The 26996-nt window shown below is 72.2% G+C and carries 27 protein-coding genes; 20 read left to right on the top strand and 7 right to left on the bottom strand.

Annotation, left to right across the window (positions count from 1 at the left end):
• The first annotated feature begins 63 nt into the window (after window positions 1–63).
• The 9 genes from ACIBJG_RS11535 to ACIBJG_RS11495 all read left to right on the top strand — a co-directional run bounded on the left by ACIBJG_RS11535 (window position 64) and on the right by ACIBJG_RS11495 (window position 10667).
• Window positions 64–1686 carry an ABC transporter substrate-binding protein gene (locus ACIBJG_RS11535; protein ID WP_399307107.1) on the top strand — a complete coding sequence of 541 codons (1623 nt, stop codon included), beginning with the start codon at window positions 64–66 and terminating at the stop codon, window positions 1684–1686.
• A 97-nt stretch (window positions 1687–1783) separates the two neighbouring features.
• Window positions 1784–2752 (top strand): ABC transporter permease, encoded by a 969-nt coding sequence (locus ACIBJG_RS11530; protein ID WP_399307105.1) that lies wholly within the window; start codon window positions 1784–1786, stop codon window positions 2750–2752.
• Complete coding sequence (locus tag ACIBJG_RS11525) at window positions 2745–3779, top strand: ABC transporter permease (RefSeq protein WP_399307103.1); 1035 nt, start codon at window positions 2745–2747, stop codon at window positions 3777–3779. Before ACIBJG_RS11530 ends, ACIBJG_RS11525 begins: the two co-directional genes overlap by 8 nt.
• On the top strand, window positions 3776–4834 hold the full coding sequence (locus ACIBJG_RS11520; RefSeq protein WP_399307101.1) for an ABC transporter ATP-binding protein: 1059 nt from the start codon (window positions 3776–3778) through the stop codon (window positions 4832–4834). The genes ACIBJG_RS11525 and ACIBJG_RS11520 overlap by 4 nt, the downstream gene beginning before the upstream one ends.
• Window positions 4831–5853, top strand: a complete 1023-nt coding sequence (locus ACIBJG_RS11515; RefSeq protein WP_399307099.1) for an oligopeptide/dipeptide ABC transporter ATP-binding protein — start codon at window positions 4831–4833, stop codon at window positions 5851–5853. Before ACIBJG_RS11520 ends, ACIBJG_RS11515 begins: the two co-directional genes overlap by 4 nt.
• Window positions 5850–7076, top strand: a complete 1227-nt coding sequence (locus ACIBJG_RS11510; protein WP_399307097.1) for an NADH:flavin oxidoreductase — start codon at window positions 5850–5852, stop codon at window positions 7074–7076. Before ACIBJG_RS11515 ends, ACIBJG_RS11510 begins: the two co-directional genes overlap by 4 nt.
• On the top strand, window positions 7073–8473 hold the full coding sequence (locus tag ACIBJG_RS11505; RefSeq protein WP_399307095.1) for an amidase: 1401 nt from the start codon (window positions 7073–7075) through the stop codon (window positions 8471–8473). The genes ACIBJG_RS11510 and ACIBJG_RS11505 overlap by 4 nt, the downstream gene beginning before the upstream one ends.
• A 78-nt stretch (window positions 8474–8551) precedes the next feature.
• Entirely contained in the window at window positions 8552–9598 is a 1047-nt protein-coding gene (locus ACIBJG_RS11500) for a Gfo/Idh/MocA family protein (protein ID WP_399307093.1), read from the top strand.
• Between the two features lies 1 nt (window position 9599).
• Window positions 9600–10667: a Gfo/Idh/MocA family protein gene (locus tag ACIBJG_RS11495; protein WP_399307092.1), complete on the top strand. Its 1068-nt coding sequence runs from the start codon at window positions 9600–9602 to the stop codon at window positions 10665–10667.
• Window positions 10668–10708: 41 nt separating this feature from the next.
• Here ACIBJG_RS11495 and ACIBJG_RS11490 read toward each other — a convergent pair whose 3' ends face one another.
• Window positions 10709–12103, bottom strand: a complete 1395-nt coding sequence (locus ACIBJG_RS11490; RefSeq protein WP_399307090.1) for a hypothetical protein — start codon at window positions 12101–12103, stop codon at window positions 10709–10711.
• A gap of 244 nt (window positions 12104–12347) precedes the next feature.
• Here ACIBJG_RS11490 and ACIBJG_RS11485 point away from each other — a divergent pair, with 244 nt between their 5' ends.
• Together ACIBJG_RS11485 and ACIBJG_RS11480 are read left to right on the top strand one after the other, a co-directional pair.
• Entirely contained in the window at window positions 12348–13658 is a 1311-nt protein-coding gene (locus ACIBJG_RS11485; RefSeq protein WP_399307088.1) for a molybdopterin-dependent oxidoreductase, read from the top strand.
• Window positions 13625–14140, top strand: a complete 516-nt coding sequence (locus ACIBJG_RS11480; protein WP_399307085.1) for a hypothetical protein — start codon at window positions 13625–13627, stop codon at window positions 14138–14140. The genes ACIBJG_RS11485 and ACIBJG_RS11480 overlap by 34 nt, the downstream gene beginning before the upstream one ends.
• Before the next feature lie 34 nt (window positions 14141–14174).
• Here the strand turns inward: ACIBJG_RS11480 and ACIBJG_RS11475 are convergent, their stop codons facing one another.
• The 3 genes from ACIBJG_RS11475 to ACIBJG_RS11465 are packed head-to-tail and all read right to left on the bottom strand — an operon-like array spanning window position 14175 to window position 16161.
• A complete protein-coding gene (locus ACIBJG_RS11475; protein WP_399307082.1) occupies window positions 14175–14759 on the bottom strand; it encodes a class I SAM-dependent methyltransferase in 585 nt (194 codons plus the stop codon).
• A gap of 23 nt (window positions 14760–14782) precedes the next feature.
• Entirely contained in the window at window positions 14783–15460 is a 678-nt protein-coding gene (locus ACIBJG_RS11470) for a DUF2064 domain-containing protein (protein ID WP_399307080.1), read from the bottom strand.
• Window positions 15457–16161 carry a glycosyltransferase family 2 protein gene (locus ACIBJG_RS11465; protein WP_399307077.1) on the bottom strand — a complete coding sequence of 235 codons (705 nt, stop codon included), beginning with the start codon at window positions 16159–16161 and terminating at the stop codon, window positions 15457–15459. Before ACIBJG_RS11465 ends, ACIBJG_RS11470 begins: the two co-directional genes overlap by 4 nt.
• Window positions 16162–16284: 123 nt before the next feature.
• Between ACIBJG_RS11465 and ACIBJG_RS11460 the strand changes: the two genes are divergently transcribed.
• Both ACIBJG_RS11460 and ACIBJG_RS11455 read left to right on the top strand, forming a co-directional pair.
• Complete coding sequence (locus ACIBJG_RS11460; RefSeq protein ID WP_399307075.1) at window positions 16285–17178, top strand: response regulator transcription factor; 894 nt, start codon at window positions 16285–16287, stop codon at window positions 17176–17178.
• The gene (locus tag ACIBJG_RS11455) at window positions 17175–18281 is read left to right on the top strand and encodes a sensor histidine kinase (protein ID WP_399307071.1); all 1107 of its coding nucleotides are present in this window, start codon (window positions 17175–17177) and stop codon (window positions 18279–18281) included. The genes ACIBJG_RS11460 and ACIBJG_RS11455 overlap by 4 nt, the downstream gene beginning before the upstream one ends.
• A gap of 3 nt (window positions 18282–18284) precedes the next feature.
• Here ACIBJG_RS11455 and ACIBJG_RS11450 read toward each other — a convergent pair whose 3' ends face one another.
• Window positions 18285–19358, bottom strand: a complete 1074-nt coding sequence (locus ACIBJG_RS11450; protein WP_399307069.1) for an NAD-dependent epimerase/dehydratase family protein — start codon at window positions 19356–19358, stop codon at window positions 18285–18287.
• A 152-nt stretch (window positions 19359–19510) separates the two neighbouring features.
• Here ACIBJG_RS11450 and ACIBJG_RS11445 point away from each other — a divergent pair, with 152 nt between their 5' ends.
• The 7 genes from ACIBJG_RS11445 (at window position 19511) to ACIBJG_RS11415 (ending at window position 25652) form a co-directional block, all read left to right on the top strand.
• Complete coding sequence (locus ACIBJG_RS11445) at window positions 19511–20362, top strand: HipA family kinase (protein ID WP_399307066.1); 852 nt, start codon at window positions 19511–19513, stop codon at window positions 20360–20362.
• Window positions 20359–20742 (top strand): DUF3037 domain-containing protein, encoded by a 384-nt coding sequence (locus ACIBJG_RS11440; protein WP_399307063.1) that lies wholly within the window; start codon window positions 20359–20361, stop codon window positions 20740–20742. Before ACIBJG_RS11445 ends, ACIBJG_RS11440 begins: the two co-directional genes overlap by 4 nt.
• Window positions 20743–20960: 218 nt before the next feature.
• Complete coding sequence (gene fabG / locus ACIBJG_RS11435; RefSeq protein WP_219567929.1) at window positions 20961–21722, top strand: 3-oxoacyl-ACP reductase FabG; 762 nt, start codon at window positions 20961–20963, stop codon at window positions 21720–21722.
• Window positions 21723–21742: 20 nt separating this feature from the next.
• Window positions 21743–22498 (top strand): SDR family oxidoreductase, encoded by a 756-nt coding sequence (locus ACIBJG_RS11430; protein ID WP_399307060.1) that lies wholly within the window; start codon window positions 21743–21745, stop codon window positions 22496–22498.
• A 118-nt stretch (window positions 22499–22616) separates the two neighbouring features.
• The gene (locus ACIBJG_RS11425; protein ID WP_399307057.1) at window positions 22617–24197 is read left to right on the top strand and encodes an ABC transporter substrate-binding protein; all 1581 of its coding nucleotides are present in this window, start codon (window positions 22617–22619) and stop codon (window positions 24195–24197) included.
• Window positions 24198–24318: 121 nt separating this feature from the next.
• Complete coding sequence (locus tag ACIBJG_RS11420; RefSeq protein ID WP_399307055.1) at window positions 24319–25002, top strand: uracil-DNA glycosylase; 684 nt, start codon at window positions 24319–24321, stop codon at window positions 25000–25002.
• 164 nt (window positions 25003–25166) lie between these two features.
• A complete protein-coding gene (locus tag ACIBJG_RS11415) occupies window positions 25167–25652 on the top strand; it encodes a hypothetical protein (RefSeq protein WP_399307052.1) in 486 nt (161 codons plus the stop codon).
• A 64-nt stretch (window positions 25653–25716) separates the two neighbouring features.
• Here the strand turns inward: ACIBJG_RS11415 and ACIBJG_RS11410 are convergent, their stop codons facing one another.
• Window positions 25717–26160, bottom strand: a complete 444-nt coding sequence (locus ACIBJG_RS11410) for a hypothetical protein (protein ID WP_399307050.1) — start codon at window positions 26158–26160, stop codon at window positions 25717–25719.
• Window positions 26161–26288: 128 nt separating this feature from the next.
• The gene (locus ACIBJG_RS11405) at window positions 26289–26966 is read right to left on the bottom strand and encodes a TetR/AcrR family transcriptional regulator (protein WP_399307047.1); all 678 of its coding nucleotides are present in this window, start codon (window positions 26964–26966) and stop codon (window positions 26289–26291) included.
• Window positions 26967–26996: the final 30 nt, after the last annotated feature.

The raw sequence follows: 26996 nt of genomic DNA, 5'->3' as shown, positions 1-26996 counted from the left end.
CCGGCATCTGTCTTTCCCGCCTTCCGGCACCGGTCCGACCGGCCCGGGCTTCTGGAGGAAGAAATGAAGCGAGCACCACGGCCGCGAGTCCGCCTCGCCGCCACCCTGGCCGTCGCGGCGATGCTCACCTCCGCGTGCGTGTCCTCGTCCGACGCCGGGAACACCGACGGCGCGAAGACGCAGAAGACCGAACGCGGCCGCTACACCTTCGGCCTCATCGGAGAACAGCCCGACGGCGGCACGCCCGTCGAGGGCGGCACCCTGCGCATCGCCGACTACGCGGAGGCGCGCAGCCTCAGCCCTGCCGTCACCTACGCCACCGGAGCCTCCGGCGGCTCCGCGCTCGCCGCCGTGTACGACGTGCTGATGCGGTACGACACAGCTGCCAAGAAGTACGAACCCCAGCTCGCCGAGTCACTGCACAGCAGCGACGACCTGAAGACCTGGACGCTGAAGCTCCGCGACGGGGTGAAGTTCTCCGACGGCACCCCGCTCGACGCCGACGCGGTGACCGCCTCCCTCGCCTGGTACCAGAAGAACAAGGGCGCCGACACCGCGCTGCTCGCCCCGAACGTGGCGAAGACCGAGGCCACCGACGACTCCACCGTCGTCTTCACCCTCCGCAGCCCCTGGGCGACGTTCCCCGCGATGCTCGCCCAGGCGCCCGGAATGATCGTGGCCCCCGCCGCGTACGCCGGGAAGACGTTCAAGCCCGTCGGGGCCGGCCCCTTCGTCCTGGACAGGTACGCCCCCCAGGAGGAGATGATCCTCAAGGCCAACAAGAGCTACTTCAAGGGCAGGCCCCACCTCGACGCGCTCCGCTTCACCTGGCCGCAGTCCGACCGCTCCAAGCTGGAGGCGCTGGACGACGGCACCGCCAACCTGACGTACATGCGCAGCCCCGACGTCGTCGACGACGCCGTCAAGGCGGGCCACACCGGGGAGCTGACCCTCACCGGCCTCGGCAACATGGTCGTCATCAACACCCGCAAGGGCCGGCCCGGCGCCGACCTGCGCGTCCGCAAGGCGATGGCCCTGGCCCTCGACCCCGAGCTCGACACCGCGCGCGCGTACGACGGCAAGGGCCTGCCCGGCAAGGAGATCTTCCCGCCGGAATCGCGCCTGCACTCCGAGGTGAAGCCGCTCGGCGTCGACCTCGACCAGGCGAAGAAGCTGCTCGCCGAGGCCAAGAAGGACGGCTACGACGGCACGATCAGCTACATGGACGGCACCGATCCCGTCTCCCGGGCCAAGGGCGTCGTCACCAAGGCCATGCTGGAGCGGGTCGGTTTCACCGTGAAACTCGACCTGGTCTCCTCGATCGCCGACCGGACGTCGAAGACGTACGTGGAGCACGACTTCGACATCAGCCGCGGGGCGGCGAGCATCTCCGAGAGCGACCCGTACCACCGCCTCCAGAGCGTCCTGAACTCCACCAGCTACGGCAACCCCGGCGGGTACGCCAACCCGAAGATGGACGCCCTGCTGGTCCGGCTGCAGGCCGCGGACAGTGACGCCGGGACCCAGAAGGTCCTCGACGAGGTCCAGTCCCTCTTCAACGAGGACGTCCCTCTGGTGAACCTGGGTGCGAGCGCTGCCTTCACCGCCTGGAGCAAGAAGGTGCACGGCATCGTGCCCACCGACGAGTACATGACGCTCTTCGGTGAGGCGTGGATCAGCAAGTGACCGCCGGCGGCCCGGGCCGCCCGGACGTGGCCCCACCGCACCGCGGTGCGCATCCCGTAGACCCGTGTGCCGCCCTCGGGCAGATCTGGAGGAACCCATGAGTCCCGCTGCGCTGCGCCGACCGGCCCTCAAGGCCCTGGAACTGGTGGGCGTGCTCCTCATCGCGAGCATGGGGGTCTTCTCCCTGGTGGTCCTGCTGCCCGGCGACCCGGCCGTCGACATCCTCGGGGGCGGCCGGTCACCCGCCGAGTACGCCGAGCTCCGCACGGAACTCGGCCTCGACCAGTCGGTGGTCACCCGCTACTTCGACTGGCTGGGCGGCGTCCTCACCGGGGACCTCGGCCAGTCCGTCGTACCGCCGCAGAGCGACGTCACCGACCGGGTCCTGTCCGCGCTGCCTGTCAGCTTCGAGATCGCCGCCCTCGGGCTGCTCATCGCCCTGCTGCTCGCGGTGCCGCTGGCCATGTGGTCGGCGTACCGGGAGAATTCGGCCGCCGACCGGATCATCGGCGCCGGCACCTTCGGGGTGCTGTCCGTGCCCAGCTTCCTGGCCGGGCTGCTGCTGATCCTCCTGCTGGTCAACTCGGCGGGCTGGTTCCCGCGTTCCGAATGGATCCGGCTCGGCGACGGCGACCTGTGGGGCAACCTGCACCACGCCTTTCTGCCGGCGCTGACCGTGGCACTCGCCGAACTCGCCATGTTCACCCGGGTACTTCGCGGCGACCTGATCGTGACCCTGCGGGAGGACTACATCCTCGCGGCCCGCGCCAAGGGCATGCACCCGCTGCGCATCCTGTTCACCGACGCCCTGCGCCCCTCCTCCTTCTCCCTGGTCACCCTGCTGGGCCTCAGCCTCGGCCGGCTCATCGGCAGCACCGTCGTCGTCGAGTACCTCTTCTCGCTGCCCGGCATGGGCACCCTCGTCGTCAACGCCGCGGGCCAGGGCGACTACCCGATGGTGCAGGGCGCCGTGCTCACCATCGCCGTGATCTATGTGGTGATCAACGCCGCCATCGACCTCTCCTACGGCTACCTCGACCCGAGGACGCGACGTGTCCATGTCTGACCTTGCTCCGCGCACGCGGACCGCCATCCCACCGCCCCTGCTCACCGCCCTGGCCCTCACCGTCGTCGGTCTCGTCCTGCTGGGGTTCGGCGCGACCTCGCCCCAGCTCGTGCCGCCCGCCAAGGCGGCCCTCGTCCTTCTCGGCCTCGGCCTGACGTTCGCCGGAGCCTCCAGGCTCGGCAAGCGCTGGGCCGGGCCCGGCTTCGACCTGGTGTTCTGGTTCGGCGCGGGCTGGCTCATCCTGCTCGGCCTCGCGATGCTGCTCGCCCCGTGGCTGCCGATGGGGGAGGACCGCGACGTCGCGAGCACCGTCCTCGAACCGGTCTTCGCCACCCCGACGTTCACCGGGGCCAACCCCCTCGGCACCAACGGCTTCGGTCTCGACCTGCTCGCCCGGTCCCTGTACGGCGCCCGGTCCTCACTGATCATCTCGCTGTCCGCGGTCGCCGTCGGCACCGTCGTCGGCGGTGCGATCGGCATGGTGGCCGGCTACTTCCAGAAGGGCGTCGACCGGGCGGTGGGCATCGCCACCAACTCGCTGCTCGCCGTGCCCCCGCTGATCCTGCTCATCGCACTCGCCACCGTGCTGGAGCCGCATCTGCGCAACGTCGCCCTCTCCCTGGCCCTGCTCACCATCCCCGGCATGGTGCGGCTCGCCCGCGCGACCACCATGGCCTACGCCAACCGGGAGTTCGTCGTCGCGGCCCGTGCCATGGGCGCCACCCGCACCAGGATCCTGCTGCGTGAACTGCTGCCCAACGTCCTGCTGCCGCTGCTCTCCCTGGCGGTGGTGATGATCTCGGTCCTCATCGTCGCCGAGGCCTCGCTCAGCTTCCTCGGACTCGGCATCCAGCCGCCCGAACCCACCTGGGGAAACATGATCGCGGAGGGGGAGGGGCGGGTCTTCGAGGACCACCCGCACATCGTGCTCGTACCCGGCGCGTTCCTCTTCCTCACCGTTTTCGCCTTCAACATCGTCGGCGAGAAGGCTCGCGGGCGATGGGACTCCCGGAGCGTGAAACTGTGACCACCACATCGCTGCCCTCCGACGACACGGCAGCCGCCACCGGCCCCGGCGCGTCCGAGCTGCTGACCGCCACCGACGTACGCACCGCCTTCCACACCCCGCGCGGCCCCGTGCAGGCCGTCGACGGCGTCAGCCTGTCGCTGTCCGAGGGCGAGACTCTCGGCATCGTCGGCGAGTCCGGCTCGGGCAAGTCGGTCCTCGGCCGCACCCTCATGGGCCTGATCACCGACGGCCCTGGCACCACCGTGTCCGGCACCGTCCTGCTCGGTGGCAAGGACGTCCACGCCCTGAACCCGTCGGGCCGCAGGTCCCTGTGGGGCACCGAGGTAGCCATGGTCTTCCAGGACCCGATGACCTCGCTCAACCCGGTGAAGAAGGTCGGTACGCACCTGTCGGAGAGCGTGCGCGCGCACCTCGGCCTGAGCCGCGCCGATGCCCGGGAACGCGCCGTCGACCTGCTCCGTCAGGTCGGCATCCCCGAACCGGCCCGCCGGGCCGCCCAGTACCCGCACGAACTTTCCGGCGGCATGCGCCAGCGCGTCGTCATCGCCATGGCCCTGGCCTGCGGCCCGCGCCTGCTCATCGCCGACGAACCGACCACCGCGCTCGACGTCACCGTGCAGAAGCAGATCCTGGACCTCCTCCAGTCGCTGGCCCGGGACCTCAGGATGGCGACCATCCTGATCAGCCACGACCTCGCCACCGTCGCCGGGCGCACGGACCGGGTCGCGGTCATGTACGCGGGACGCCTCGTCGAGTACGCCCCCACCGCGGCCGTGTTCGAGCGCCCCCGGCATCCGTACAGCAGCGCCCTGATCGCTTCCGTCCCCCGCCTCGACCTGCCCCCGCACACCCTGCTGCCCACCATCGAGGGCCGCCCGCCCAACCTGCTGCACCCACCCCCTGGCTGCCGGTTCGCCCCGCGCTGCGCCACGGCCACCGACCACTGCACCACCGAGCCGCCCCCGCTCACCGGATACGCCGGCGACCACGACGCGGGCGGCCTCGTCGCCTGCCACCACCCCCTGGGCGCCGTCGAGGAGGCCGCCGTATGACGACCACCCGCACCACCGCCACCACGGGCCCGCGGCCGCCCGCGCTCACCGCGGAGCACCTCGTCGTGGAGTTCCCGGCCGGCCGGGGGCGCAAGGTGCACGCCGTCTCCGGTGTCTGCCTGGAGGTCGCGGCGGGCGAAACCCTGGGGATCCTCGGCGAGTCAGGCTGCGGGAAGTCCACCGTGGGCCGCTCCCTCATCCAGTTGCCGCCCCCGGACTCGGGGACCGTACGCCTCGGCGAGGTGACCCTCACCGGCCTCGCTCCCGAAGCGCTGCGCCGGGCCCGCGCCCGGATGCAGATCATCATGCAGGACCCGGTCTCCGCCCTGAACCCGCGCCGCAAGGTCAAGGACCTGGTGTGGGAGGGCCTGTCGATCTGGGGGAGCGGCGACGACGCCCGCGACAAGGACACCCGGATCGACGAGGCCCTGCGCGACGTCGGCCTCGACCCGGCGACCGTACGCGACCGCAGGCCGCACGAACTCTCCGGCGGCCAGTGCCAGCGGGTCTGCATCGCCCGCGCCCTGCTCCTGGACCCCGAGGTGCTGATCTGCGACGAACCCGTCTCCAGCCTCGACGTGTCCGTGCAGGCGCAGATCCTCAACCTGCTGGAGACGGCGACGCAGCGACGCGGGCTGAGCATGGTCTTCATCGCCCACGACGTGTCCGTGGTGAAGAACATCAGCGACCGCGTGATGGTGATGTACCTCGGCAGGGTCTGCGAGGAACTGCCCTCCGACGGGATGCAGGACGAGGCCGTCCACCCCTACACACGGCTGCTGCTCGCCTCGCTCCCCGAGGCCCAGCGCGGCCCCGGCGCCGTCGAGGACCAGGCCGTGCCCGACGGCGTCGCCGGCGAACTCCCGTCGCCCCTGGATCCGCCGTCGGGCTGCCGCTTCCGCACCCGCTGCCCGCTGGCCACCGACCTGTGCGCCGAGGCGGAGCCACCGCTCAGGGACATCCGGCCCGGCCACCGGGTCGCCTGCCACCACGTCGAACCGAAAAGGAACCACGCGTGACCACCACCGATACGCCCGATGTCCTGGCCCCCGCCCAGTTGGGCCCCCTCAAGCTCCGGAACCGCGTCATCAAGGCGGCGACCTACGAAGGGCTCAGCCACAAGTCCCTGGTGACCAAGGACCTCGTCGACTTCCACGTCGCCTACGCGCGGGGCGGCGTCGGCATGACGACGGTCGCGTACCTCGCCGTCGCGAGGGAGGGACGGACCGACCGGCACCAGATCCACTGGACCGACGAGGCGATGCCCGGACTGCGCGTCCTCACCGACGCCGTGCACGCCGAGGGCGCTGCGGTCTCCGCGCAGATCGGCCACGGCGGGCCCGTCGCCAACCCCAAGGGCAACGGCGCCCCGGCCCTCTCCCCGTCCAGGCACTTCCACGCGACCACCATCAGCTGGGCCCAGGAGGCGTCCCTCGACGACATCCGGCGCATCACCGAGGCGCACGCCGAGGCCGCCCGCCGCGCCGTCGAAGCGGGCTTCGACGCCGTCGAGGTCCACCTGGGCCACAACTACCTGGCCAGTTCCTTCCTCAGCCCCAAGGTCAACCACCGCACCGACGCGTACGGCGGCAGCCTGGAGAACCGCGCCAGGTTCTCCAGGGAGATCATGAGGGCCGTCCACGACGCGGTCGGCGGCAGGATCGCCGTCATCGCCAAGATGAACATGGACGACGGCGTCCCCGGCGGCTTCTGGCTCGACGAAGCCATCCCCGTCACGCAGTGGCTCGAACAGGACGGCACCGTCGACGCCCTGGAGATGACCGCGGGCAGCTCCCTGCTCAACCCGATGTACCTCTTCAAGGGCGACGCCCCGCTCGACGACTTCTCTGCGATCATGCCGCAGCCCATCAAGCTCGGCGTGAAACTGGTCGGCAAGCGGTTCCTGCGCAGCTACCCCTACCGGGACGCCTACCTCCTGGAGGACGCCCGGCAGATCCGCGCCGCCGTGAAACTGCCGATGATCCTGCTCGGCGGCATCACGGACAGGCCGGCCATGGACCTCGCGATGCGCGAGGGTTTCGAGTACGTGGCCATGGCCCGGTCCCTGCTGCGCGAGCCCGACCTCGTGAACCGGATCAGCAAGGACGCCACCACCCCCTCCCTGTGCATCCACTGCAACAAGTGCATGCCGACCAACTTCACCGGCACCCGCTGCGTGCTCGTCGACCGGGGCACCACCCGTCGAGAGACCTGGGGCAAGCCCGCCGGGTACGTGGGATGAGGGGCCCGGACGCTTTCGCCACGGCCGCCGCGGTCAGGAACGGTGAGACAGACGCCCGCACCGTCACCGAGCAGGCGATCGCCCGCATCGACGAGCACAACCCGCGCCTCAACGCGGTGGTCCATACGCGGTTCGAGGCCGCGCGCGCCGAGGTGGCGGCCGGTCTGCCGAAGGGCCCGCTGCACGGCGTGCCCGTGCTGGTCAAGGACCTCGGCACCGAGGTCGAAGGGCTGCCGGCGACGGGCGGAAGCCGCCTCTTCGCCGACGCGACCGCCCGGCGCGACAGTGAACTGGTGGCCCGCTACCGGCGCGCCGGGGCCGTCGTCCTCGGCACCACCAACACCCCCGAACTGGGCCTCAACGCCTCCACGGAACCCCTCCTCTTCGGCCCCACCCGCAACCCCTGGAACACCGACCGCTCACCGGGCGGATCCAGCGGCGGCTCGGCGGCCGCCGTGGCGGCGGGGCTGGTCCCGGTCGCGCACGCCAGCGACGGCGGCGGCTCGATCCGCATCCCGGCCGCCGCCTGCGGCCTGTTCGGCCTCAAGCCCAGCCGCGGACGCGTCTCACCCGCACCCCGTCCCACCACCCTGTCGGGCCTGGTCTCCGCTCACCACGCTGTCACCACGTCCGTCCGGGACAGCGCCCTGCTCCTCGACGTCGTCGCCGGCCCCATGCCCGGGGACGCGTACGCCGCACCGGCCCCGGCGGCCCCCTTCGCCGAACTGGCCCGCCGCGATCCCGGGCGGCTGCGGATCGGCCTGCTCACCGCGCTACCGGACGGCCCGGACGTCCACCCGGACTGCGAACGGGCGACACGTGCCGCGGCCCTTCTGTGCGAACGGCTCGGCCACGACGTCACCGAGGCCACCGTCCGCTACCGCCCCGCCGACGTCGGCCGCACCTCCGGAGTCCTGATGGGCGCCGACCTCGTCGCCCAGATCGACGCCCGGCTCGCCGAGCTCTCCAGGCCCCTGGCCGACGACGACATCGAGCCGTTCACCCGCGTCCTGTACGACACCTACCGCGCCCTGCCCGCCGCCGACGTCAGCCGGGCGCTGCGTCGTGCGCAGGAGATCGGCTGGGAGGTCGGTGCGGCGTTCGACCGGTTCGACGTCCTGCTCAGCCCGACCCTCGCGCAGCCCACCCCGCTGCTCGGCACCCTCGACACCACGGACCCCGAGTCGATCTACCGGCACGCGTCCGTCCACTCCGCCTTCACCAGTGTGTACAACGTGACCGGGATGCCGGCCATGTCCGTGCCCTTCGGCCACGACGGGGAGGGGCTGCCCCTGGGCGTCCAGTTCGCCGCGCCCCTCGGGGGCGAGGGGACGCTGCTCGCGCTCGCGGCCCAGCTGGAACGTGAGGCCCCGTGGGGGGTGCCGCCCGCCGACTGAGGCGGCCCGGGATGTTCTCTCCTGGACGTCGGACGTAAGATGTCTGATGTCTAGGAGCCCCTGTGTGAGGAGTCGCGGATGAGCCACGTCCCAGTGCCCGGAGTGAAGAAGGCACGCGACCCCGGACAGCGGGGCGACGACCACCGCGTGGCCGTCATCGGTGCGGGAGCCATCGCCCGCGATCACGTCACCGCAATCGCCGGCGTCCCGGGACTGCGGCTGGCGCACGTCGTCGACCGCCACCCCGAACGGGCCGCCGCGCTGGCCGCCCTCGCCGAGGGTGCCACCTGGTCCACCGACCCGGCGAGCGCCTGGTCCGACGCCGTCGACGTCACCGCCGTGTGCACCTCTCCCGAGTCGCACGCCGACCTCACCGTGGCCGCGCTCCGGGCCGGCCGCGCGGTCCTGCTGGAGAAGCCCGCCGCGCTGAGCGTCCCCGACACCGACCGGATCCTCGCCGCGGCGAAGACCGCCGGCCGGCCCCTCCTCGTGGCCCAGACCGCCCGGTTCCAGCCCGTCCACCTGGAGATGGCCCGGGCCGTCGCCTCGGGCGCGATCGGCACGCCCCGGCTGGCTCACCTCACCTGGTACACCGGGCACGTCTGGCCGGGCGGCTGGCGGGGCTGGCAACTGGACGCGTCCCGTTCCGGGGGCCACGTGGCCCACAACGGTGTGCACGCCCTCGACCTGCTGACCTGGCTCATGGACGACGAACCGGTCCGGGTCTTCGCCCGCCCCTGCCGCACCTGGGCGCCCGGGATGCCGACCCCCGACAGCTTCCAGATCCTCGTCCGCTTCGCCGGCGGCGCCCTCGCCACCATCGAACTCTGCTACGCCCTCGCCGCACGCGGCACGTTCGTCCGCCGCCTCATGCTCGCCGGGACCACCGGCACCCTGCACCACAGCAGCGAGGACGAGCCCCGGACGCAGTCCGCGTCACCCCTCGCCCCCGCCTCGATCGAGGGCGCGATGACCGAGCAGACCAGGCATCTGCGCGATGTGCTGGATGGCACGGCGGACCCGCTGACCGCACCTCACCAGGTGCGCGCCGCCCTCGCCGCCGCCCTGGCCGCGCAGCTCAGCGCGGACGAATCCCGCCCCGTCGACGTCAAGGAGGTCTGCTGACATGAGGATCCTCATCGCATCCGGGGTCCGGCACGCCCGTGACTACGTGCCCCTGCTCCAGTCCCTGCCCGGCATCGACGTCATCGGCTGCGCCGACACCGCCGACAGCCCCTTCCACGAGGACAGCGCCGCCCTCGCCCGTACGACCGGCATCCCGCTGCTGGACCTCGACCAGGGCCTGGCCGCCTGCGACATCGCGCTCGTGTGCAGCGAGCCCACGCGCCACGTCGACCTCGCGGTGACGGCACTCGAAGCGGGCCGCCACGTCATCGTCGACAAACCGGCCGCGACCGGCACCCGTGACGCCCAGCGCCTCTGGGACGCCGCCGACCGCTCGCGCGGGCTGCTCACCGCCGTGCACCGCCTCCACTCCCCGCAGATCGCCCGCGCCCGGCGCACGGTCGACTCCGGCGCGATCGGCCTTCCCTTGGCCGTCGATGCCGAGTGGCTCGCGGCCGGCGGCCTCGACGGCGCCACGGTCGAGCGCCCCGAACTGGTCTGCGACCCCGCCCTGTCCGGCGGTGGCGAACTGATGAACTTCGGCTGGTACCCGGCCCTCGCGATCCGCTACCTGACCGGCCTGGAGGTGGAGGAGGTCGTCGCCTTCAGCAGCGCCGCACCCCATGCGCCGCTCTTCGACGGCCCGCACGGCGTGTACGGCGTCGAGGACGCCGCCGTCCTCTCGCTCCGCCTGCGCAACGGTGTCGTGGCGACGGTGACCGTCGCCCGCACACCCGCCGGCGTCGGCCCCGCCCCCGTCTCCTCCAGCCTGCGCGTGCTCGGCTCGCACGGCCACGTGCTCGCCGACGAGGACGCTCCGTCGATCACCGTGCGCGCGGTGGGCGGCCACAGCTCCGCCCACCAGGTCGCCGGACCCGCGGCGACGACGGCGCTGCGCCTGCTGTTCACCGAGTTCTGCGACGACATCCGTTACGGGCGCACCCCGTTGGTGACGGCGGCCGACATCCACGCGGCCGTCGCGGTGGTCGAGGCCGCACAGTCCTCCAGCCGCGAGGGCGGGGCACCTGTCGCTCCCGCCGTCCGTACGGTGGTCCCCGACAGGGGCTGACGCGTACCGGTCCACGTGCCGCGCAGGAGCCGGCTTCGTGGCTACCAGCCGGTCCAGAGCAGGTGGTTGACCGCGAGGGCGACGGTCGCCTGTGCCGCCAGCCAGCCCCGTCGGCCCTGTGCGGGCAGGAGTGCGGCGGCGGGGAGCAGCCAGAGCATGAACGGTTGCCAGATCCGTTCCGTCTCCGCCTTGCTCATTCCGGACAGGTCGGCTGCCAGCAGCGCGAGGAGCGCCGCCGATACGAGCAGGATCAGGCGCTGTGGCGGAGTCGTGGTGCCGGTCCGCAGAGTGCGTACCGTTCCGGGGGCTCCAGCCATCGTGCGGCGCAGGCCCGCGAGCGTCGCCGGCCCGACGGCGATCGCGGTGCAGGCGAGATTGGCCCAGATCCAGTAGGAGTAGGGGCGGATGCCGCCGGCTCCCTGGTAGTAGCGCTCGACGAGCAGGCGGTACGCCTCCCACCAGTTGAAGCCCGCGAGCGTGAAGGCCACCGGCGCCACCAGAGCTCCCAGAACGAAGAGGGGGAGCGGTTTGGGCGTACGGGTGAGTACGAGGACGGCGAGGAGCGGGAGGGCGATGAGCGTCAGACCGTAACTGAGGTAGCAGGTCAGTCCGTAGAGGAGGCCGGCGACCGTCGCCGCCGCCGCGGGTCTGCGGACCGTGCGGGTCGCGGCCAGGGCCAGCAGCGCGACGGACCAGGCGGCCACCGCGGTGAAGTAGCCGTCGGCCGAGACGCCGGCCCAGACCGCGACCGGTGCGAGAACGACGAAGGGGGCTGCGCGGCGGGCGAGGTGTTCGTCCGCCAGGGCGCGGACGGCGATCAGGACGGCCACCGCGGCCGATGCGCCGGTCACGATGCACCAGACCCCGGCCCAGGCGCCGCCGCCGAGCCCGGCACGGTCCAGCAGGACGAACGTCAGAGTGGAGCCGGGCGGGTGGCCGGCGACATGGGCGGGCCAGTTGCCCGGCGGGCCGATCAGGATGTGTTCGTTGAAGCCGCGCAGGGCGGCACCGATGTCGTCGAAGCGGTCGATGACCCTCAGGTACTCGTGTCTGGTGGTGAGCCGTTCGGCGACACCGCGGCTCCAGCCGTCGATCAGCGCGAGCGAGAAGACCCAGGCGAGCGCGGAGGCGTAGCAGCTGAGGAGCAGCGCGCGCCAGCGCAGCCGGTCGGCGAGGGCGGGACCGTAGGCGATGACGGCCACGGCGACGGTGGGCGCGGCCCAGGTGCCGGGTCCGACATGCGGGTACCACGATGCCAGCAGTGGCGGCCAGTGGACGACGAGAACGCGGTCTGCGTCGTCGAACGCCCGGCCGACCAGAACGGCGGCGACGACCAGCACGACGCCCGCGCCGGCTGCGGCCAGGTCGCGCAGGTGTCCGGAGCGCTGTGCGGGGAGCGGTGCGGTGGCGGGTTCGGGGCGGTCCACGGTCTTCACGCAGGCACCGTACGCACGGCGCGGCGGCGGGGACGCGTGGTGACGGGGCGCGTCACCGAACCGTCAGATTCCGGATCGTCCCTGGGAGGCCGGGGCGCCCGGCCCGTGCGTTCCCGGGGGTGCTCCTCCCGGTGTTCCTCGGGTGCTCTCCGGGTGTTCCTCCGGGTGTTCCTGGGATGACGTCATCGTTTCGTCAGGAGTCGCAACCGCCCCACCCGTACCCATCCGGCATAGCGTCGGGGGCATGGGCGACAGCCGTCGGCACAGGCCGGCCCCACCCGCGTTCCCTTCCCGCCTCCTGGGTCGACGTGCGACGACGATCCTCGAACGCTTGCCCACCGCACCGGGGTTCTGGCGCAGTCCGGTGCGCGGAGTGCCGTTCACCGCGGTGCTCGGCCTCGTCCTGCTCGTCGGGATCACCGTGCTGTTCGTGACCGGTCTGCTGTCGTACGCCGCGTACAACCCGGACCTGAACCCGGTCAACGACAAGACGCCGGACAAAGGGCTGCTGGGCTTCTACCTCTTCGCGTGGCCGACCGGGCCGCACTGGCTGTACCGGCTGACGCAGGGGCTCCACGTCACGCTCGGGATCGTGCTCGTCCCGGTCCTGCTGGCCAAACTCTGGTCGGTGGTGCCGCGGCTCTTCGCGCTGCCCCCGGCCCGTTCCGTCGGGCACGCGCTGGAGCGGATCTCGCTGCTCCTCCTGGTGGGCGGGGCGCTGTTCGAGTTCGTGACGGGGCTCCTCAACATCCAGTTGGAGTACCTGTTCCCGGGCTCCTTCTACCCGCTGCACTTCTACGGGGCGTGGGTGTTCTTCGCCGCGTTCCTCGCCCATGCGGGGCTCCGGGCGCCGCAGGCCGTACGGGTGCTGCGGTCCGGCGGGCTGAGCGGGGCGGTTCCGGGTGACCCGCTGGAGCCTCCCGATCCGTCTGTGCCGACGCTGTCGCGCCGCGGGGCGCTGGCCATGGTGGGCGCCGGTTCGCTCGTCCTGCTGATCACCTCGGCCGGACGGAGCTTCGACGGACCGCTGCGGCGTCTTGCCGTGCTCACGCCGCACGGCGCCGCCGAGCCGGGCTCAGGCCCGAACGGATTCCAGATCAACAAGACGGCTGCCGCGGTCGGCGTGACCGCGGCCGATACGGGGGAGGGATGGTGGCTCACGGTCAGTGGGCCGGCCGGGAACCTCCGGTTCACACGGGACGAACTGCTGGCCATGGACCAGTACAGCGCGGCGCTCCCCATCGCGTGCGTGGAGGGCTGGTCCACATCGGACCAGTGGTGGCGCGGGGTAAGGCTGCGGGATCTGGCCGCGCTCGCCGGGTACCCGGACGGTGCGCCGGGGCTGCTCGTGGAGTCCGTGCAGCGCCGTGGGCCGTTCCGCCGCGCCGCGCTGCGCGACAACCAGGTGCGCGACCCCCGTTCCCTGCTGGCCCTGCAGGTCAACGGCGAGGACCTGACACCCGATCACGGATATCCGGCACGGATCATCGTCCCGGCCGCCCCTGGTGTGCTCAACACCAAATGGGTTTCCCGGCTGACCTTTGGAGCGTTGTGAACAGCGTGAATCCGCGCGCCGTCGTGCGGCGCCTGTACGGGGAGGGGCCGCTGCACCTGCTGCTGATGGCCGCCTCCTTCGCCCTGGCGGGCTACGCGGGCGTGCGGCTCCTGGCGGGGGACGCCTTCGGCGTGGTCGTGTGGTTCATCGGCGCCGCACTCGTGCACGACCTGGTGCTGGTTCCGGTCTACGCGTCCGCGGACCGGCTGCTGTGCCGGTCCGTCGGCCGGCGCTCCGGGCTGGTGAACTTCGTCCGCGTGCCGGTCCTTCTGTCCGGGCTGCTGCTGCTCGTGTGGTTTCCGCTGATCACCCGCCGGGCGGAGCGCTACGAGCCGGCGAGCGGGCTGTCTCCCGATGTGTTCCTGGGGAACTGGCTGCTGACCACGGCCGCGCTGTTCCTGGTGTCGGGGCTCTGCCTGGTGGTGTGGACGGTCCGGCTGCGGCGCAGGGAGATGAAGGAGCGGCCGTCCGCGTCCCACTGATCGACGGGGCGCAGGCCGTGGGCGCGGGCATACCTCAACAGTGCGGGTGTGCCGAGCCGGGCCCACGGGAACGGGGCGGAACCTTCCGGTCCGGCGGCGGAGGAGCGTCCAGCTGGACCCGGAGTCGCTCGTCGATGTCCTGCGGCGTGGTCTCGGCGATGAGGAGCCCGCCCGGGGCGAGCAGTTCCCCGGTGCGCCGCAGCAGTTGGGACGGGTCGCCGCCGATGCCGATGTTGCCGTCGACGAGGAGGACGGTTCCCCACGCCCCTTCGCCGGGCAGCGGTTCGAAGACCGACCGGTGCAGGGCGGGACCGCCGAGCCGCCGGGTACGGTCGACCGCGGCGTCGCTGATGTCGATGCCGAGTGCGCGGTGGCCGCGTACCGTCAGCGCGGCGACCAGCCTCCCGGGGCCGCAGCCGACGTCCAGGACGGGGCCCTCGCAACGGCGCAGCGCGGACAGGTCCGCGGCGTCCGCGCCCGCGCACCAGCGCTCGACGTCCAGCGGCAGCAGCCGGCCATCCGTACGGCGAAGGAAGAGCGGACCCCGCCCGTTGCGCAGAGCGTTGGCGTAGGGGTCCGTGCCCCATGAGGTGACGCCCGGGTGCGGAGGGCTGATCATGCCGTGCTCCCGGCCCGTGGGGCTCATCGGACCGCGGTCCGGATCAACAGGGCCAGTTCGGCGGCGAACCGTCCGTGCGGTGCGAGTGCGGCGACGTGTGCGGCGTCGGCCGCCGTGTCCACGTCCCGCAGCCGGGGAAGATCCCGGACGGTCAGTCCGGCGTCGACGAGGCGTCGCCGCTGCACCGCGCCGGTCTCGGGTACGGACATCGGGACGCCGCGCAGCAGCCCGGGGTCGGGTTCGGCCAGGCCCAGCGCCCAGAATCCGCCGTCCTCGGCAGGGCCGAACCAGGCGTCGCAGTCGTCCCATGCGCCGGGGGAGAGGGCCGGGGCCAGATCGTCCGGCGTGACCTGCGGGGTGTCCATTCCGATCAGGACCGTCGGCCCGGTGCAGGCGTCGAACGCGGCGGCGAGCCGTTCGTCGAGACCCCCCGCGCCCTGCTGCACCACCTCGATGCCGGGTGGCAGCCACGGTCCGGGCCGACCGTCCAGAACGACCGCGCGCCGCGCGGCGGGCAGGGCGCGGACGGTTGTCAGAGTGTCGACGAGCGCCGCCTCGGCGAGGCGTGCGGCCGCGGTGGGGGAGAAGGGCGGAGTGAGCCGGGTCTTGACCCGGCCGGGCAGCGGTTCCTTCGCGATGACCAGCAGCGTCGCTGCCCCGGGCGGAGCGATGTGGGTACGACCGGCAGAGGACGAGCTCATCGGGAGACCTCCGTACGGGCCGGGGGCTCGCCCAGCACGGAGCGCATGTCGCGCACGGCGTGCCAGGTGCCCAGCCAGGTGCCGGTGACCTTCGACCTCCCCGTCCGCGCGAGGTAGGGGACGTCCGTCTCGGTGACCCGCAGACCCGCGTCGGCGGCGCGCACCACCATCTGGAGCGGGTAGCCGCTGCGCCGGTCGGTGAGATCGAGCGCCAGCAGGTCGGCCCGGCGCGCGGCCCGCATCGGCCCGAGGTCGTGGAGCCGCAGCCCCGTGCGGCGGCGCAGCATCCGGGCCAGCGCAGCGTTGCCCGCCCGCGCGTGCAGCGGCCAGGCGCCCCGCCCCTCGGGACGGCGACGGCCGAGCAGCAGGTCGCTCTCACCGTCGGCGACGCGGCGGACGAAGCCCGGCAGCAGCCCGGGATCCAGCGATCCGTCGCAGTCGCAGAAACAGACGAACTCGGCCTCGGAGGCGAGAAGTCCGGCGTGACACGCTGCGCCGAAACCGCGTCGCGGTTCCTGCACCACGGTCGCGCCGAGGGACCGGGCCAGCTCCGCCGAGCCGTCGGTGGAGCCGTTGTCCACGACGATCGCCCGCCAGCCACGAGGGACGGAGGCCAGCACCGCGGGCAGGGCAGCGGCCTCGTCCAGACAGGGCAGAACGATGTCGGCACGGGGGCCGGAAGTACCGGAGGGAGGAATCACGCGGCTCACCCTACGGAGCAGAAACCGACAAATCGGGTACCTGATTCTTACGAAACATGGACGTCGGCTGTCGCTGGTGCCAGGGGGTCCGCGCTCCACCGCGGCAGGTGCCAAGGTGGTGCTATGCACCCGACCCCGGACCCCTCACCGCCCTGCCCCGCCGACGGGGCGCCGCACCCCCGCGCGGCACGTGAGGGCGGCCACCCGGGAAGCGGAACGCTGCCGCCCCGGACGGATCCGGCAGCGCGGAGCGCGTCCCCGGGCGCCCCCGGCCGCGGTCACGTGCTCGTCGTGGACGACGACCCGACGGTCGCGGAGGTGGTCGCCGGATACCTGACCGGGGCCGGCTACGAGGTGGCCCGGGCCGCGGACGGCCCGGCCGCGCTCGAGCAGTACGCCGCCCGGCGCCCGGACCTCGCCGTCCTGGACCTGATGCTGCCCGGCATGGACGGATTCGAGGTCTGCCGCCGCATGCGGGCACACGGACCGGTGCCCGTCATCATGCTCACCGCTCGCGGCGACGAGGACGACCGCATCCTCGGTCTGGAGACCGGGGCCGACGACTACGTGACCAAACCGTTCAGCCCCCGCGAACTCGTCCTGCGCGTCGACTCCGTGCTGCGCCGCGCCGGGGCGGCCGCAGCACCCTCAGGTCGCGCGGCCGTGCTCCGAGGGGCGGGCGTCGTCCTCGACCCCGCGGCGAGAAGCGCGACGTGCCGGGGCCGTGCGCTGGCGCTCACCCTCCGGGAGTTCGACCTGCTCGCCTTCCTCCTGCGACACCCCGGCCGGGTCTTCACCCGGGAGGAGCTGATGCGCGGGGTCTGGGGCTGGGACTTCGGGGACCTGTCGACGGTGACCGTCCACGTCCGCCGACTGCGCGGGAAGGTCGAGGCCGACCCGGCCCGCCCGGAGCTGATCCGTACGGTCTGGGGCGTCGGCTACCGGCTGGACCTCCCCCCGGACCCGGCCGCTGAACCCGCCCCTCCCGCGGATGCGGGCTCCGGAGCGCCGTCATGACCGACATCCTCCTCATCGCGCTCCTCGCCTTCCTGGGCGCCGCCGCCGCCGGCCTGCTCGGCGCACTCGTGCTGCGGATCTTCCGGCACCGTTCGCTCGTCGTCTCGCTGACCGTCGTGGCCGCCGTGGCCGTCACCGCGATGCTCGCCGGGACCCTGGCCGTCGCCTGGGCGATGTTCCTGTCACCGCACGACCTCACCGTGGTCACCACCGTCGTCGCCATGGCCGCCGTCGTCTCGCTCGTCACCGCGATGCTGCTCGGCCGCTGGGTGGCGGCGAGGAGCCGCGATCTGACCCTCGCCGCCCGCTCCTTCGGCGACGGCGGAACCTTCGCGGCCCCCGAGGCCCCGGCCACCGCCGAACTCGCCGCGCTCACCCGCGAACTGGCCGCCACCAGTGCCAAGCTCGACAGTTCACGCGAGCGGGAGCGCGCCCTGGAGACCTCGCGGCGTGAGCTCGTCGCCTGGATCTCGCACGACCTGCGCACCCCGCTCGCCGGTCTGCGCGCCATGTCCGAGGCTCTGGAGGACGGCATGGCCGTCGACTCGCGGCGCTATCTGCGGCAGATACGCACCGAGGTGGAGCGGATGAACGACATGGTCGGCGACCTCTTCGAACTCTCCCGCATCCACGCCGGCTCGCTCACCCTCGCCCCCACCCGGATCTCCGTCTACGACCTGGTGGGCGACGCGCTCGCCGGTGCGGACCCGCTGGCGCGCGAGCACGGCGTGCGGCTGGTCGGCGACAGGATCGAGGCGGTCCCCGTGGAGGTCGACGGCAAGGAGATGAGCCGGGTCCTGGGCAACCTCCTGATCAACGCGATCCGCCGCACCCCCGCCGACGGCACAGTCGCGGTGGCCGCGCACCGCGCGGACGACGGGGTGGTGCTCTCGGTGACGGACGGCTGCGGCGGCATTCCGGAGGAGGACCTGTCCAGGGTCTTCGACACCGGCTGGCGCGGCACCCACGCCCGTACGCCGCCGGCGGGCGCGGGACTCGGACTCGCCATCGTGCGCGGCATCGTGGAGGCACACGCCGGCAGGGCGGAGGTCCGCAACGTCACCGGCGGCTGCTGCTTCGAGGTGACCCTGCCGGCCGCGTGAGTCTCAGGCCGGCAGACCGGCGGCCGCCTCCCGCAGCGGTGCCGCCGCGAACTGCGCCATCCCGTCGGCGAAGCCCACCTCGGGCCTCCAGCCCAGTTCGTCGCGCAGGCGCCGCGAGTCCGCCGTGACATGGCGTACGTCTCCGAGCCGGTACTCACCGGTGACCACCGGTGCCGGCCCTCCGTGGGCCGACGCCAGGGCCGAGGCCATCTCGCCGATGGTGTGCGGCTCCCCGCTGCCGGTGTTGTACGCGGCGAAGCTTCCGGGCGCGCGCTCCCGGGCCGCCTCCAGCGCCACCGAGTTCGCCGCGGCCACGTCCCGCACGTGGACGAAGTCCCGGCGCTGACCGCCGTCCTCGAAGACCCGCGGCGACTCCCCCCGGGCCAGGGCCGAACGGAAGAAGGAGGCGACACCCGCGTACGGGGTGTCGCGCGGCATCCCGGGGCCGTAGACGTTGTGGTAGCGCAGCGACACCGCGCGGCCGCCCGTCGCCCGTGCCCACGAGGAGGCGAGGTGTTCCTGGGCGAGCTTGGTCGTCGCGTACACGTTGCGCGGGTCCGTCGGCGCGTCCTCGCTCACGAGCCCGGAGGTCAGTTCGGTGCCGCAGGAGGGGCAGCGGGGCTCGAACCGGCCCGCGGCCAGATCGGCCTCCGCCCGCGGTCCCGGCCGGACCCGGCCGTGCTGCCGACAGTCGTACCGGCCCTCCCCGTACACGACCATCGATCCGGCGAGCACAAGACTCCGCACCCCCGCCCCGGCCATCGCGGCGAGCAGGACGGCCGTCCCGAGATCGTTGCACCCCACGTACTGCGGCGCGTCCGCGAAGTCCTTGCCGAGGCCGACCATGGCCGCCTGGTGGCAGACCGCGTCGATGCCGACCAGCGCACGGTCCACGGCCTCGCGGTCGCGCACGTCCGCCACGACGATCTCGCCGCGGGCACCGGGCGGGGCGGCACTGCCGCCGTGCGCCGAGGGGAGCAGGGCGTCAAGCACCACCGCCTCGTGCCCGGCCGACACGAGCGTCCGCACGATCTCGGACCCGATGAACCCGGCGCCGCCGGTGACCAGTACACGCATGTCGCCCACGGTAGGCCGCCCGGCACCGGGTCGTTCGACGACGAGTCGGCATGTCACGGAACCGTAAGGGCGTCTCCGTGGCTTCCTGGGCCTCCACGGTCCCGGCGCCGGTCCGTGGATCCGAAGGGAGCGGCGCCGTATAACGTGGGGAAATGCTCACAGAAGTCACTGCGACCCGCTACGTCACCCCCCTGCGGGAGGGCGGATCGCTGCCGGGGATCGTCGAGGCCGACGACTTCGGCACGTACGTCATGAAATTCACCGGAGCCGGACAGGGCCGCAAGACGCTCGTCGCGGAGGTGATCTGCGGGCAGCTCGGGCGGCGGCTCGGGCTGCGGGTGCCCGATCTCGTACAGATCCAGCTCGACCCCGTGATCGGTCTCGCCGAGCCCGACCAGGAGGTGCAGGAGCTGCTCAAGGCCAGCGGCGGGCTCAACCTCGGCATGGACTTCCTGCCCGGCTCCCTCGGGTTCGACTCGCTCGCCTACGAGGTGGACCCGCGCGAGGCGGGACGCGTCGTCTGGTTCGACGCGCTGATCAACAACGTCGACCGGTCCTGGCGCAATCCGAACATGCTGATCTGGCACGGCGACCTGTGGCTCATCGACCACGGCGCCACCATGATCTGGCACCACAACTGGCCGGGTGCCCAGGCGTCCGCCGCCAAGCCGTACAACGCGTCCGACCACGCGCTGGCGCCGTTCGCCCCCGACGTCGCGGCTGCCGCGGCCGAGCTGGCCCCGCTGGTCACCGAGGAACTGCTCACCGAGGTCGCGGCCGACGTCCCCGACGAGTGGCTGGTCGACGAGCCCGGCTTCGATTCGACGGATCAGCTGCGCCGTGCCTACGTGGAGGCGCTGCTGCCGCGCGCCGCCACCATCCACGAGCGGATCACCCTGGACGCGCCGACCGCGTCCAAGCCCTCCCAGGCCCCGGGCTGGCTCGTCGAACGCCTGGCCCCGCGGCACGACGACGAGAACAGCGACAAGGGCGGCCGGCCGTGAACAAGCGCGATGTCTTCGAGTACGCCCTCCTGCGCGTGGTGCCACGGGTCCAGCGCGGCGAGTTCTTCAACGCCGGCGTGGTGGTCTACTGCCGCGCCAAGGGGTTCGTCGCCGCCCGCACCGACCTCGACGAGGGCAAGCTCCGGGCCCTGGACCCCGGCGCCGACGTGACCGGGGTGCGGGCCGCACTGTACGCCGTGGAGGGCATCTGCCGCGGCGGTACGGACGCGGGCCAGGCCGCCGGGGACGACGCCGGGCGGCGCTTTCGCTGGCTCATCGCGCCGCGTTCGACCGTCATCCAGCCGAGCCCGGTGCACAGCGGCCTCACCACCGACCCCGCCGCCGAGGTCGAGCGCCTCCTCGACCTGCTGGTGCGCTGATCGCAGCCCGTCCGGCGCCGCCACCGCACTGTGCGGTGGCGGCGCCGTCCGGTGTGACATGCGCCGCTGCGTCCGTGGGCCGTTGACACCGGGTGCCAGGGCTTCTAGCGTCTCGTCTGCTGAAGGTACTAAGCGGTTGCTCAGTTATCGGGAACGTTCTCCTGGGAATGTGCCCGACGTCCGCTGAGCCGCGATCCAAGGGCGAGGAGAGCCAAAGCATGTCCACCACCGAGCAGCGCGTAGCCATCGTGACGGGAGCCGCACGGGGCATCGGTGCCGCCACCGCGGTACGCCTGGCGGCCGAGGGCCGCGCCGTCGCCGTACTCGACCTCGACGAGGCGGCCTGCAAGGACACTGTCGAGAAGATCACCGCTGCCGGCGGACGGGCCCTCGCCGTCGGCTGCGACGTGTCGGACAGCGCTCAGGTGGAGGCCGCCGTCGCACGGGTCGCCGCCGAGCTCGGTGCCCCGACGATCCTCGTCAACAACGCGGGCGTGCTCCGCGACAACCTGCTCTTCAAGATGAGCGAGTCCGACTGGGACATCGTGATGAACGTGCACCTCAAGGGCGCGTTCCTGATGGCCAAGGCCGTCCAGAAGCACATGGTGGACGCCAAGTTCGGCCGGATCGTCTCGCTGTCCTCCTCCTCGGCCCTCGGTAACCGCGGCCAGGCCAACTACGCCGCCGTCAAGGCGGGCCTGCAGGGCTTCACCAAGACCCTCGCCAAGGAGCTCGGCAAGTTCGGCATCACCGCCAACGCCGTCGCGCCGGGCTTCATCGTCACCGAGATGACCGCGCAGACCGCGGAGCGCGTCGGCATGGGCTTCGAGGAGTTCCAGGCCGCCGCCGCCACCCAGATCCCGGTGCAGCGCGTCGGCTTCCCCGAGGACATCGCCAACGCCATCGCCTTCTTCTCGGGTGACGACGCGGGCTTCGTCTCGGGCCAGGTCATGTACGTCGCCGGCGGACCGCTCAACTGACCCGAAGGGCTACGGACATCATGACTGTGCAGGACAGTGGCAAGGTCGCACTGATCACCGGTGCGAGCCGGGGCATCGGCTACGGCATCGCCGAGGCGCTCGTCGCCCGCGGCGACCGGGTGTGCATCACCGGACGCGGCGAGGACGCGCTGAAGGAGGCCGTCGAGGCGCTCGGCTCCGACCGGGTCATCGCCGTCGCCGGAAAGGCGCACGACGAGGCACACCAGGCAGTGGCCGTCGAGCGCACCATGGAGGCCTTCGGCCGGGTCGACTTCCTGGTCAACAACGCCGGCACGAACCCGGTCTTCGGGCCGATCGCCGAGCTCGACCTCAACGTGGCCCGCAAGGTCTTCGAGACGAACGTGATCTCGGCGCTCGGTTTCGCCCAGCAGACCTGGAAGGCCTGGCAGAAGGAGAACGGCGGGGCGATCGTCAATATCGCCTCCGTCGCGGGCGTCTCCGCCTCGCCCTTCATCGGCGCGTACGGCATGAGCAAGGCGGCCATGGTCAATCTGACCCTGCAGCTCGCGCACGAGTTCGCGCCGGTCGTCCGGGTCAACTCGATCGCCCCCGCGGTCGTGAAGACCAGGTTCGCGCAGGCGCTGTACGAGGGCCGCGAGGCGGAGGCCGCCGCGGCCTACCCGCTGGGCCGGCTCGGCGTCCCGTCGGACATCGGCGGGGCCGCGGCCTTCCTCACGTCGAGCCAGTCCGACTGGATCACCGGACAGACCCTCGTGGTCGACGGCGGCATTTTCCTGAATGCCGGCGTGGGCTGAGAACGGCCTGGGCCGGTTTGGCCCTGATTGACTCAAGTGCCCCGCCGGGCCAGCGGATTGACCCGGCGGGGCGCTGCGGTATGGTCTGCCGACCCATGGCTGATCGAGGAGCGTGCGCGTGTTCTACCGGGCCAGTCTGCAGGCTGCTGCAGCCCTTGCATCCCTGTCCTTGCTGGCCGGCTGCGGTCTGATTCCGGGCGGCGATTCGGACGTGGAACAGAAGCTGTCGGTCGGGACCACGAGTGAGCCGTCCACTCTCGACCCCGCCGCGGCATGGGACGGCTCCTGGGAGCTGATGCGCAACGTGTTCCAGACCCTGGTGAGCTTTCCCACCGGCAGTACGAGCCCCGAGCCGGACGCCGCGGACAACTGCCGGTTCACGGACATGACCAGCACCGCCTACCGCTGCGAGCTCCGCAAGGGCCTGAAGTTCTCCAACGGGGACAAGCTCGACGCCGAGGCCGTGAAGTACTCCATCGACCGGATCAGGTCCATCGCGGTCAAGGGCGGCCCGGTCGGAATGCTCGGCTCGCTCGACCGGGTGGAGACCAAGGGCGACGACATCGTCATCTTCCATCTGAGCAAGCCGGACGCCACCTTCCCGTTCGTGCTGGCCACACCCGCCATGTCGCTGGTGGCGCCCAGCGCGTACTCGAAGCACAAGGTCCGCAGCGACGGCAAGGTGACCGGGTCCGGCCCCTACCTGCTGGACGGCTACAAGCAGGGGGACCGTTCCGAGCTGGTGCGGAACCCCGACTACAAGGGCTTCGCCGACCGCAAGAACGACGCGGTCACCATCCGGTACTTCAAGGAGTCCGGCGCCATGGTCGCGGCCCTGAAGAAGAACGAGATCGACGCCACGTACCGCGGCCTGGGTGCCGAGGAGGTGGTGAACCTCGAGGACAACAAGGACGCGAACAGCGATCTCCAGATCGTCGAGACGGTCGGCGCCGACATCCGCTTCCTGGTCTTCAACCCGAAGGACCCGGCAGCCGGGAACCCGGCCGTCCGGCGCGCGATAGCCCAGCTCGTGGACCGCGACGCCCTGGTGGCCAAGGTCTACCGGGGCACCGCCGAGCCGCTGTACTCCATGGTTCCCAAGGGCATCGCGGGGCACACGACCAGCTTCTTCGACAACTTCGGCGACCCGGACAGCAAGAAGGCCAAGAAGATCCTCACCGATGCGGGCATCACGGAGCCGGTCGCGATGACGTTCTGGTTCACGACCGACCGCTACGGATCGTCGACGGCCCCCGAGTTCGCCGAGCTCAAGCGCCAGCTGGAGGCGTCCGGGCTGTTCAGGATCACCCTGAAGAGCAAGCCCTGGAAGACCTTCCAGGAGGGCTTCACCAAGGGCGACTACCCCGTCTTCGGCCGAGGCTGGTTCCCGGACTTCCCGGACCCCGACAACTTCATCGCCCCGTTCGTCGGCAAGGACAGCATCACCGGCATGCCCTACGTGAAGGACGAGATCACGAAGGAGCTGCTGCCCCAGTCCCGCAAGGAGAGCGACCGCGGCGCGGTCAGCAAGGAGTTCGAACGGGCCCAGAAGATCCTGGTCGACGACGTCCGGCTGCTGCCGCTGTGGCAGGGCAAGCTGTACGTCGCCGCGGGCGAGGACATCGGCGGCGGCGAGCGCGCGCTGGACCCGCAGACGGTCATGCAGATGTGGGAGCTGTACCGCAAGGCCAGCTGGTAGGGGCTCCGGGGGCCCGGCGGCCGAGTCGCCGGGCCCCCGGGAGGGCTCCCTGCAGAGCGTTGTCAGTGGCCCCCGGTAGGTTCTCCCATCAAGAACCGATTGCTTACCGGAGGTTGTTGACGTGACCGACACCTACCCGCTGCCCGAGTCCTGGCGCGGCGTCCTCGGCGAGGAGCTCGAGAGCCCCTACTTCAGGGAGCTCACCGAATTCGTCGAGAAGGAGCGGGCCGACGGGCCGGTCTATCCGCCCCGGGAGCAGGTGTTCGCGGCTCTGGAAGCGACTCCGTACGACAAGGTGAAGGTCCTGGTCCTCGGCCAGGACCCGTACCACGGCGAGGGCCAGGGGCACGGCCTGTGCTTCTCCGTGCGGCCGGGTGTGAGGACACCGCCTTCCCTGCGCAACATCTACAAGGAGATGAAGGAGGAGCTCGGCCTGCCGGTCCCGGACAACGGGTATCTGATGCCGTGGGCCGAGCAGGGCGTTCTCCTGCTCAACGCGGTGCTGACGGTGCGCGCGGGTGAGGCCAACTCCCACAAGGGCAAGGGCTGGGAGAAGGTCACGGACGCCGTGATCCGCGCCGTCGCCGCGCGGCCCGACCCGGCGGTCTTCGTGCTCTGGGGCAACTACGCACAGAAGAAGCTTCCGCTGATCGACGAGGAGCGCCACGTGGTGGTGAAGGGTGCGCACCCCTCGCCGCTCTCGGCGAAGAAGTTCTTCGGCTCGCGCCCGTTCACGCAGATCAACGAGGCGGTCGCGGCGCAGGGGCACCGGCCCATCGACTGGCGCATCCCCGACCTGGGCTGAGGCGCGCCGGAGCCTGAGTGCGAATCTCCGCCACGACGACTAGCGTCGAAACGGCTGCAAACCGGATGGAATCGCCAGCAATGGTGAAAATCCGTCAGGAATCAGTTGGAGCAGGTCGAAATCGATCGGCCGGGCGTGGGCGGACAGGTGCGAGGGAGACCGCGGTGACGGAGCAGCAGGAGGCGTCGCAGGACGTCGTCATGACCAGGATCGGCCAGGCGATCATGTTGCTCCACGGCGGTGACCGGGAGGAGGCCCGCAACCGGTTCGGCGCCCTCTGGGGGGAGATCGGCGAGGGCGGCGACGCGTGGCACCGGTGCACCCTCGCGCACTACATGGCCGACACCCAGGACGACCCCGGCGACGAACTGGCCTGGGACCTGCGGGCGCTCTCCGCCGCGCAGGCGCTGACCGGCAGGGGTGTGGCCCCTCACCGGGACGCGCTCGCGGTGCGCGCCTTCTATCCCTCGCTGCACCTCAACCTCGCGGCGGACTACCTCAAGCTCCGGCGCCCCGCCGCCGCCCGGATCCATCTGGACCGGGCGCGGGACGCCTCGGGCGTCCTCGCGGACGACAGTGCGGACGACGGGTACGGGGGAGGAATCCGGGCGGCCATCGGGCGGCTGGAGCGGCGGCTGCGGGAGCTCTGAGCGGCCGCCGCTCCAGGACGCGTCCCCGTGCGGGCCGACGGGGGCGGGGGTGCGGTCCGCCGCGTCAGCGGTGGTAGGTGTCGTCGCAGATCCGCGACTGCGGGCTGCCCGCGGGCCAGTGCCCGTACCCCCGGCCGAGCGCGCACACGTCCGCCCCGGTGACGGGCGCCGGCACGGCGGGAACGGGGACGGGCGGAGCGACCCGGCGCGGCTGCGGACGGGGCTGCCCGGGGTGTTGCTGCTGCGGGGGCCGCTGCCCGTCGCGCCGCGCCGCCGGAGGTGTCGGGGCCGCCCCACGGGAGGCCGAGGGCGAAGGTTTCGGGTCCGGCAGCGCCTCCAGCGTGTCGCGTACCGGGGGCCGGACGATCTGCGGGGACAGGTCCTGCGCCGGCCGGCTGGTCTCTGGGGGTGCTGGTGCGCTCGGCTGCGGTTGTACGGACATACACCCGGACAGGGCCGTGACAGCCACGCCGACCAGGAGCTTCGCGGTGGTTCTGGTTCGATGCACCTGATCAACTCTGGGGGCGGACCGGGCGCCGGATGGGCGGGGAGGCCCGGATTGGCCCGCACGAGTGACCCGGTCAGCGTGACGCCCCGGGTCGCCCGCCTCCTGCGGTCCCGCGCGGCCGGGGCGAGTCAGTGGCCGCCCGGCGTTCCGCCCAGCATCCCCCGCAGCAGTTCACCGAAGCCGGTGCGCAGTTCCGCCTCCGTCGGGACGGCGTGGTGGTAGGCGCCCGCCGCGCACGAGAACATCAGGCCTTCGCACCAGGCCACCAGGGACAGGGCGTGCCGTTCCGGCTCCGGCGAGCCGGCCGCCGCCATCAGTGCCTCCAGCGGCTCGCGGAACTGCCGGCCCGTATCGTCGTAGAACGCGCGCAGTTCGGGGCGGCGGGTCGCCTCCAGGGCGAGCTCGTACCGGCAGATGAGCAGGTCGGGATGGCGGGTCAGATAGCGGTGGAGGGCCGTCGCGAGAGCTGCGATCAGGGCGTCGGGGCCGAGGGGCGCGGCCGGTCCGGACGCGTCGCCCGGCGAGGCCGTTCCGGCTTCTGCCGTCCCGTCCGGTGCCGCGCCCGGCGTCGGGAGCTCTCCCGGTGCGAGCACCCGGGCCTCGCGTTCGGCCAGCCGTCGCACCGTCGCCTCCAGCAGGGCCTGCCTGGTGCGGGCGTAGTTGGACGTCGACCCCTGGGGGAGGCCCGCGCGCTCGTCCACCGCGCGGTGGGTGAGTCCTCGCATGCCGCGTTCGGCGAGGAGCGCGAGTGCGGCGTCGGTGATGAGTCCGGCGCGCAAGGAGCCGGCGGCGGTGCGTGTGGCCATGGGATCAACCTACCGTTGGCACTACACCTG

Origin of the sequence: Streptomyces sp. NPDC050422 (assembly GCF_044458665.1) — a bacterium.
In the GTDB taxonomy this organism is placed as follows: Bacteria; Actinomycetota; Actinomycetes; order Streptomycetales; family Streptomycetaceae; genus Streptomyces.
This window is presented reverse-complemented; position numbering and strand designations above follow the sequence as displayed.

Coding starts and splice junctions, on each gene's coding strand:
- ACIBJG_RS11455 (WP_399307071.1), top strand. CDS start 17,175: ATGACCGACATCCTCCTCATCGCGCTCCTCGCCTTCCTGGGCGCCGCC.
- ACIBJG_RS11525 (WP_399307103.1), top strand. CDS start 2,745: ATGTCTGACCTTGCTCCGCGCACGCGGACCGCCATCCCACCGCCCCTG.
- ACIBJG_RS11535 (WP_399307107.1), top strand. CDS start 64: ATGAAGCGAGCACCACGGCCGCGAGTCCGCCTCGCCGCCACCCTGGCC.
- ACIBJG_RS11405 (WP_399307047.1), bottom strand. CDS start 26,966: ATGGCCACACGCACCGCCGCCGGCTCCTTGCGCGCCGGACTCATCACC.
- ACIBJG_RS11485 (WP_399307088.1), top strand. CDS start 12,348: ATGGGCGACAGCCGTCGGCACAGGCCGGCCCCACCCGCGTTCCCTTCC.
- ACIBJG_RS11505 (WP_399307095.1), top strand. CDS start 7,073: ATGAGGGGCCCGGACGCTTTCGCCACGGCCGCCGCGGTCAGGAACGGT.
- ACIBJG_RS11500 (WP_399307093.1), top strand. CDS start 8,552: ATGAGCCACGTCCCAGTGCCCGGAGTGAAGAAGGCACGCGACCCCGGA.
- ACIBJG_RS11530 (WP_399307105.1), top strand. CDS start 1,784: ATGAGTCCCGCTGCGCTGCGCCGACCGGCCCTCAAGGCCCTGGAACTG.
- ACIBJG_RS11475 (WP_399307082.1), bottom strand. CDS start 14,759: ATGATCAGCCCTCCGCACCCGGGCGTCACCTCATGGGGCACGGACCCC.
- ACIBJG_RS11480 (WP_399307085.1), top strand. CDS start 13,625: ATGGGTTTCCCGGCTGACCTTTGGAGCGTTGTGAACAGCGTGAATCCG.
- ACIBJG_RS11470 (WP_399307080.1), bottom strand. CDS start 15,460: ATGAGCTCGTCCTCTGCCGGTCGTACCCACATCGCTCCGCCCGGGGCA.
- ACIBJG_RS11430 (WP_399307060.1), top strand. CDS start 21,743: ATGACTGTGCAGGACAGTGGCAAGGTCGCACTGATCACCGGTGCGAGC.
- ACIBJG_RS11495 (WP_399307092.1), top strand. CDS start 9,600: ATGAGGATCCTCATCGCATCCGGGGTCCGGCACGCCCGTGACTACGTG.
- fabG (WP_219567929.1), top strand. CDS start 20,961: ATGTCCACCACCGAGCAGCGCGTAGCCATCGTGACGGGAGCCGCACGG.
- ACIBJG_RS11460 (WP_399307075.1), top strand. CDS start 16,285: ATGCACCCGACCCCGGACCCCTCACCGCCCTGCCCCGCCGACGGGGCG.
- ACIBJG_RS11445 (WP_399307066.1), top strand. CDS start 19,511: ATGCTCACAGAAGTCACTGCGACCCGCTACGTCACCCCCCTGCGGGAG.
- ACIBJG_RS11515 (WP_399307099.1), top strand. CDS start 4,831: ATGACGACCACCCGCACCACCGCCACCACGGGCCCGCGGCCGCCCGCG.
- ACIBJG_RS11450 (WP_399307069.1), bottom strand. CDS start 19,358: ATGCGTGTACTGGTCACCGGCGGCGCCGGGTTCATCGGGTCCGAGATC.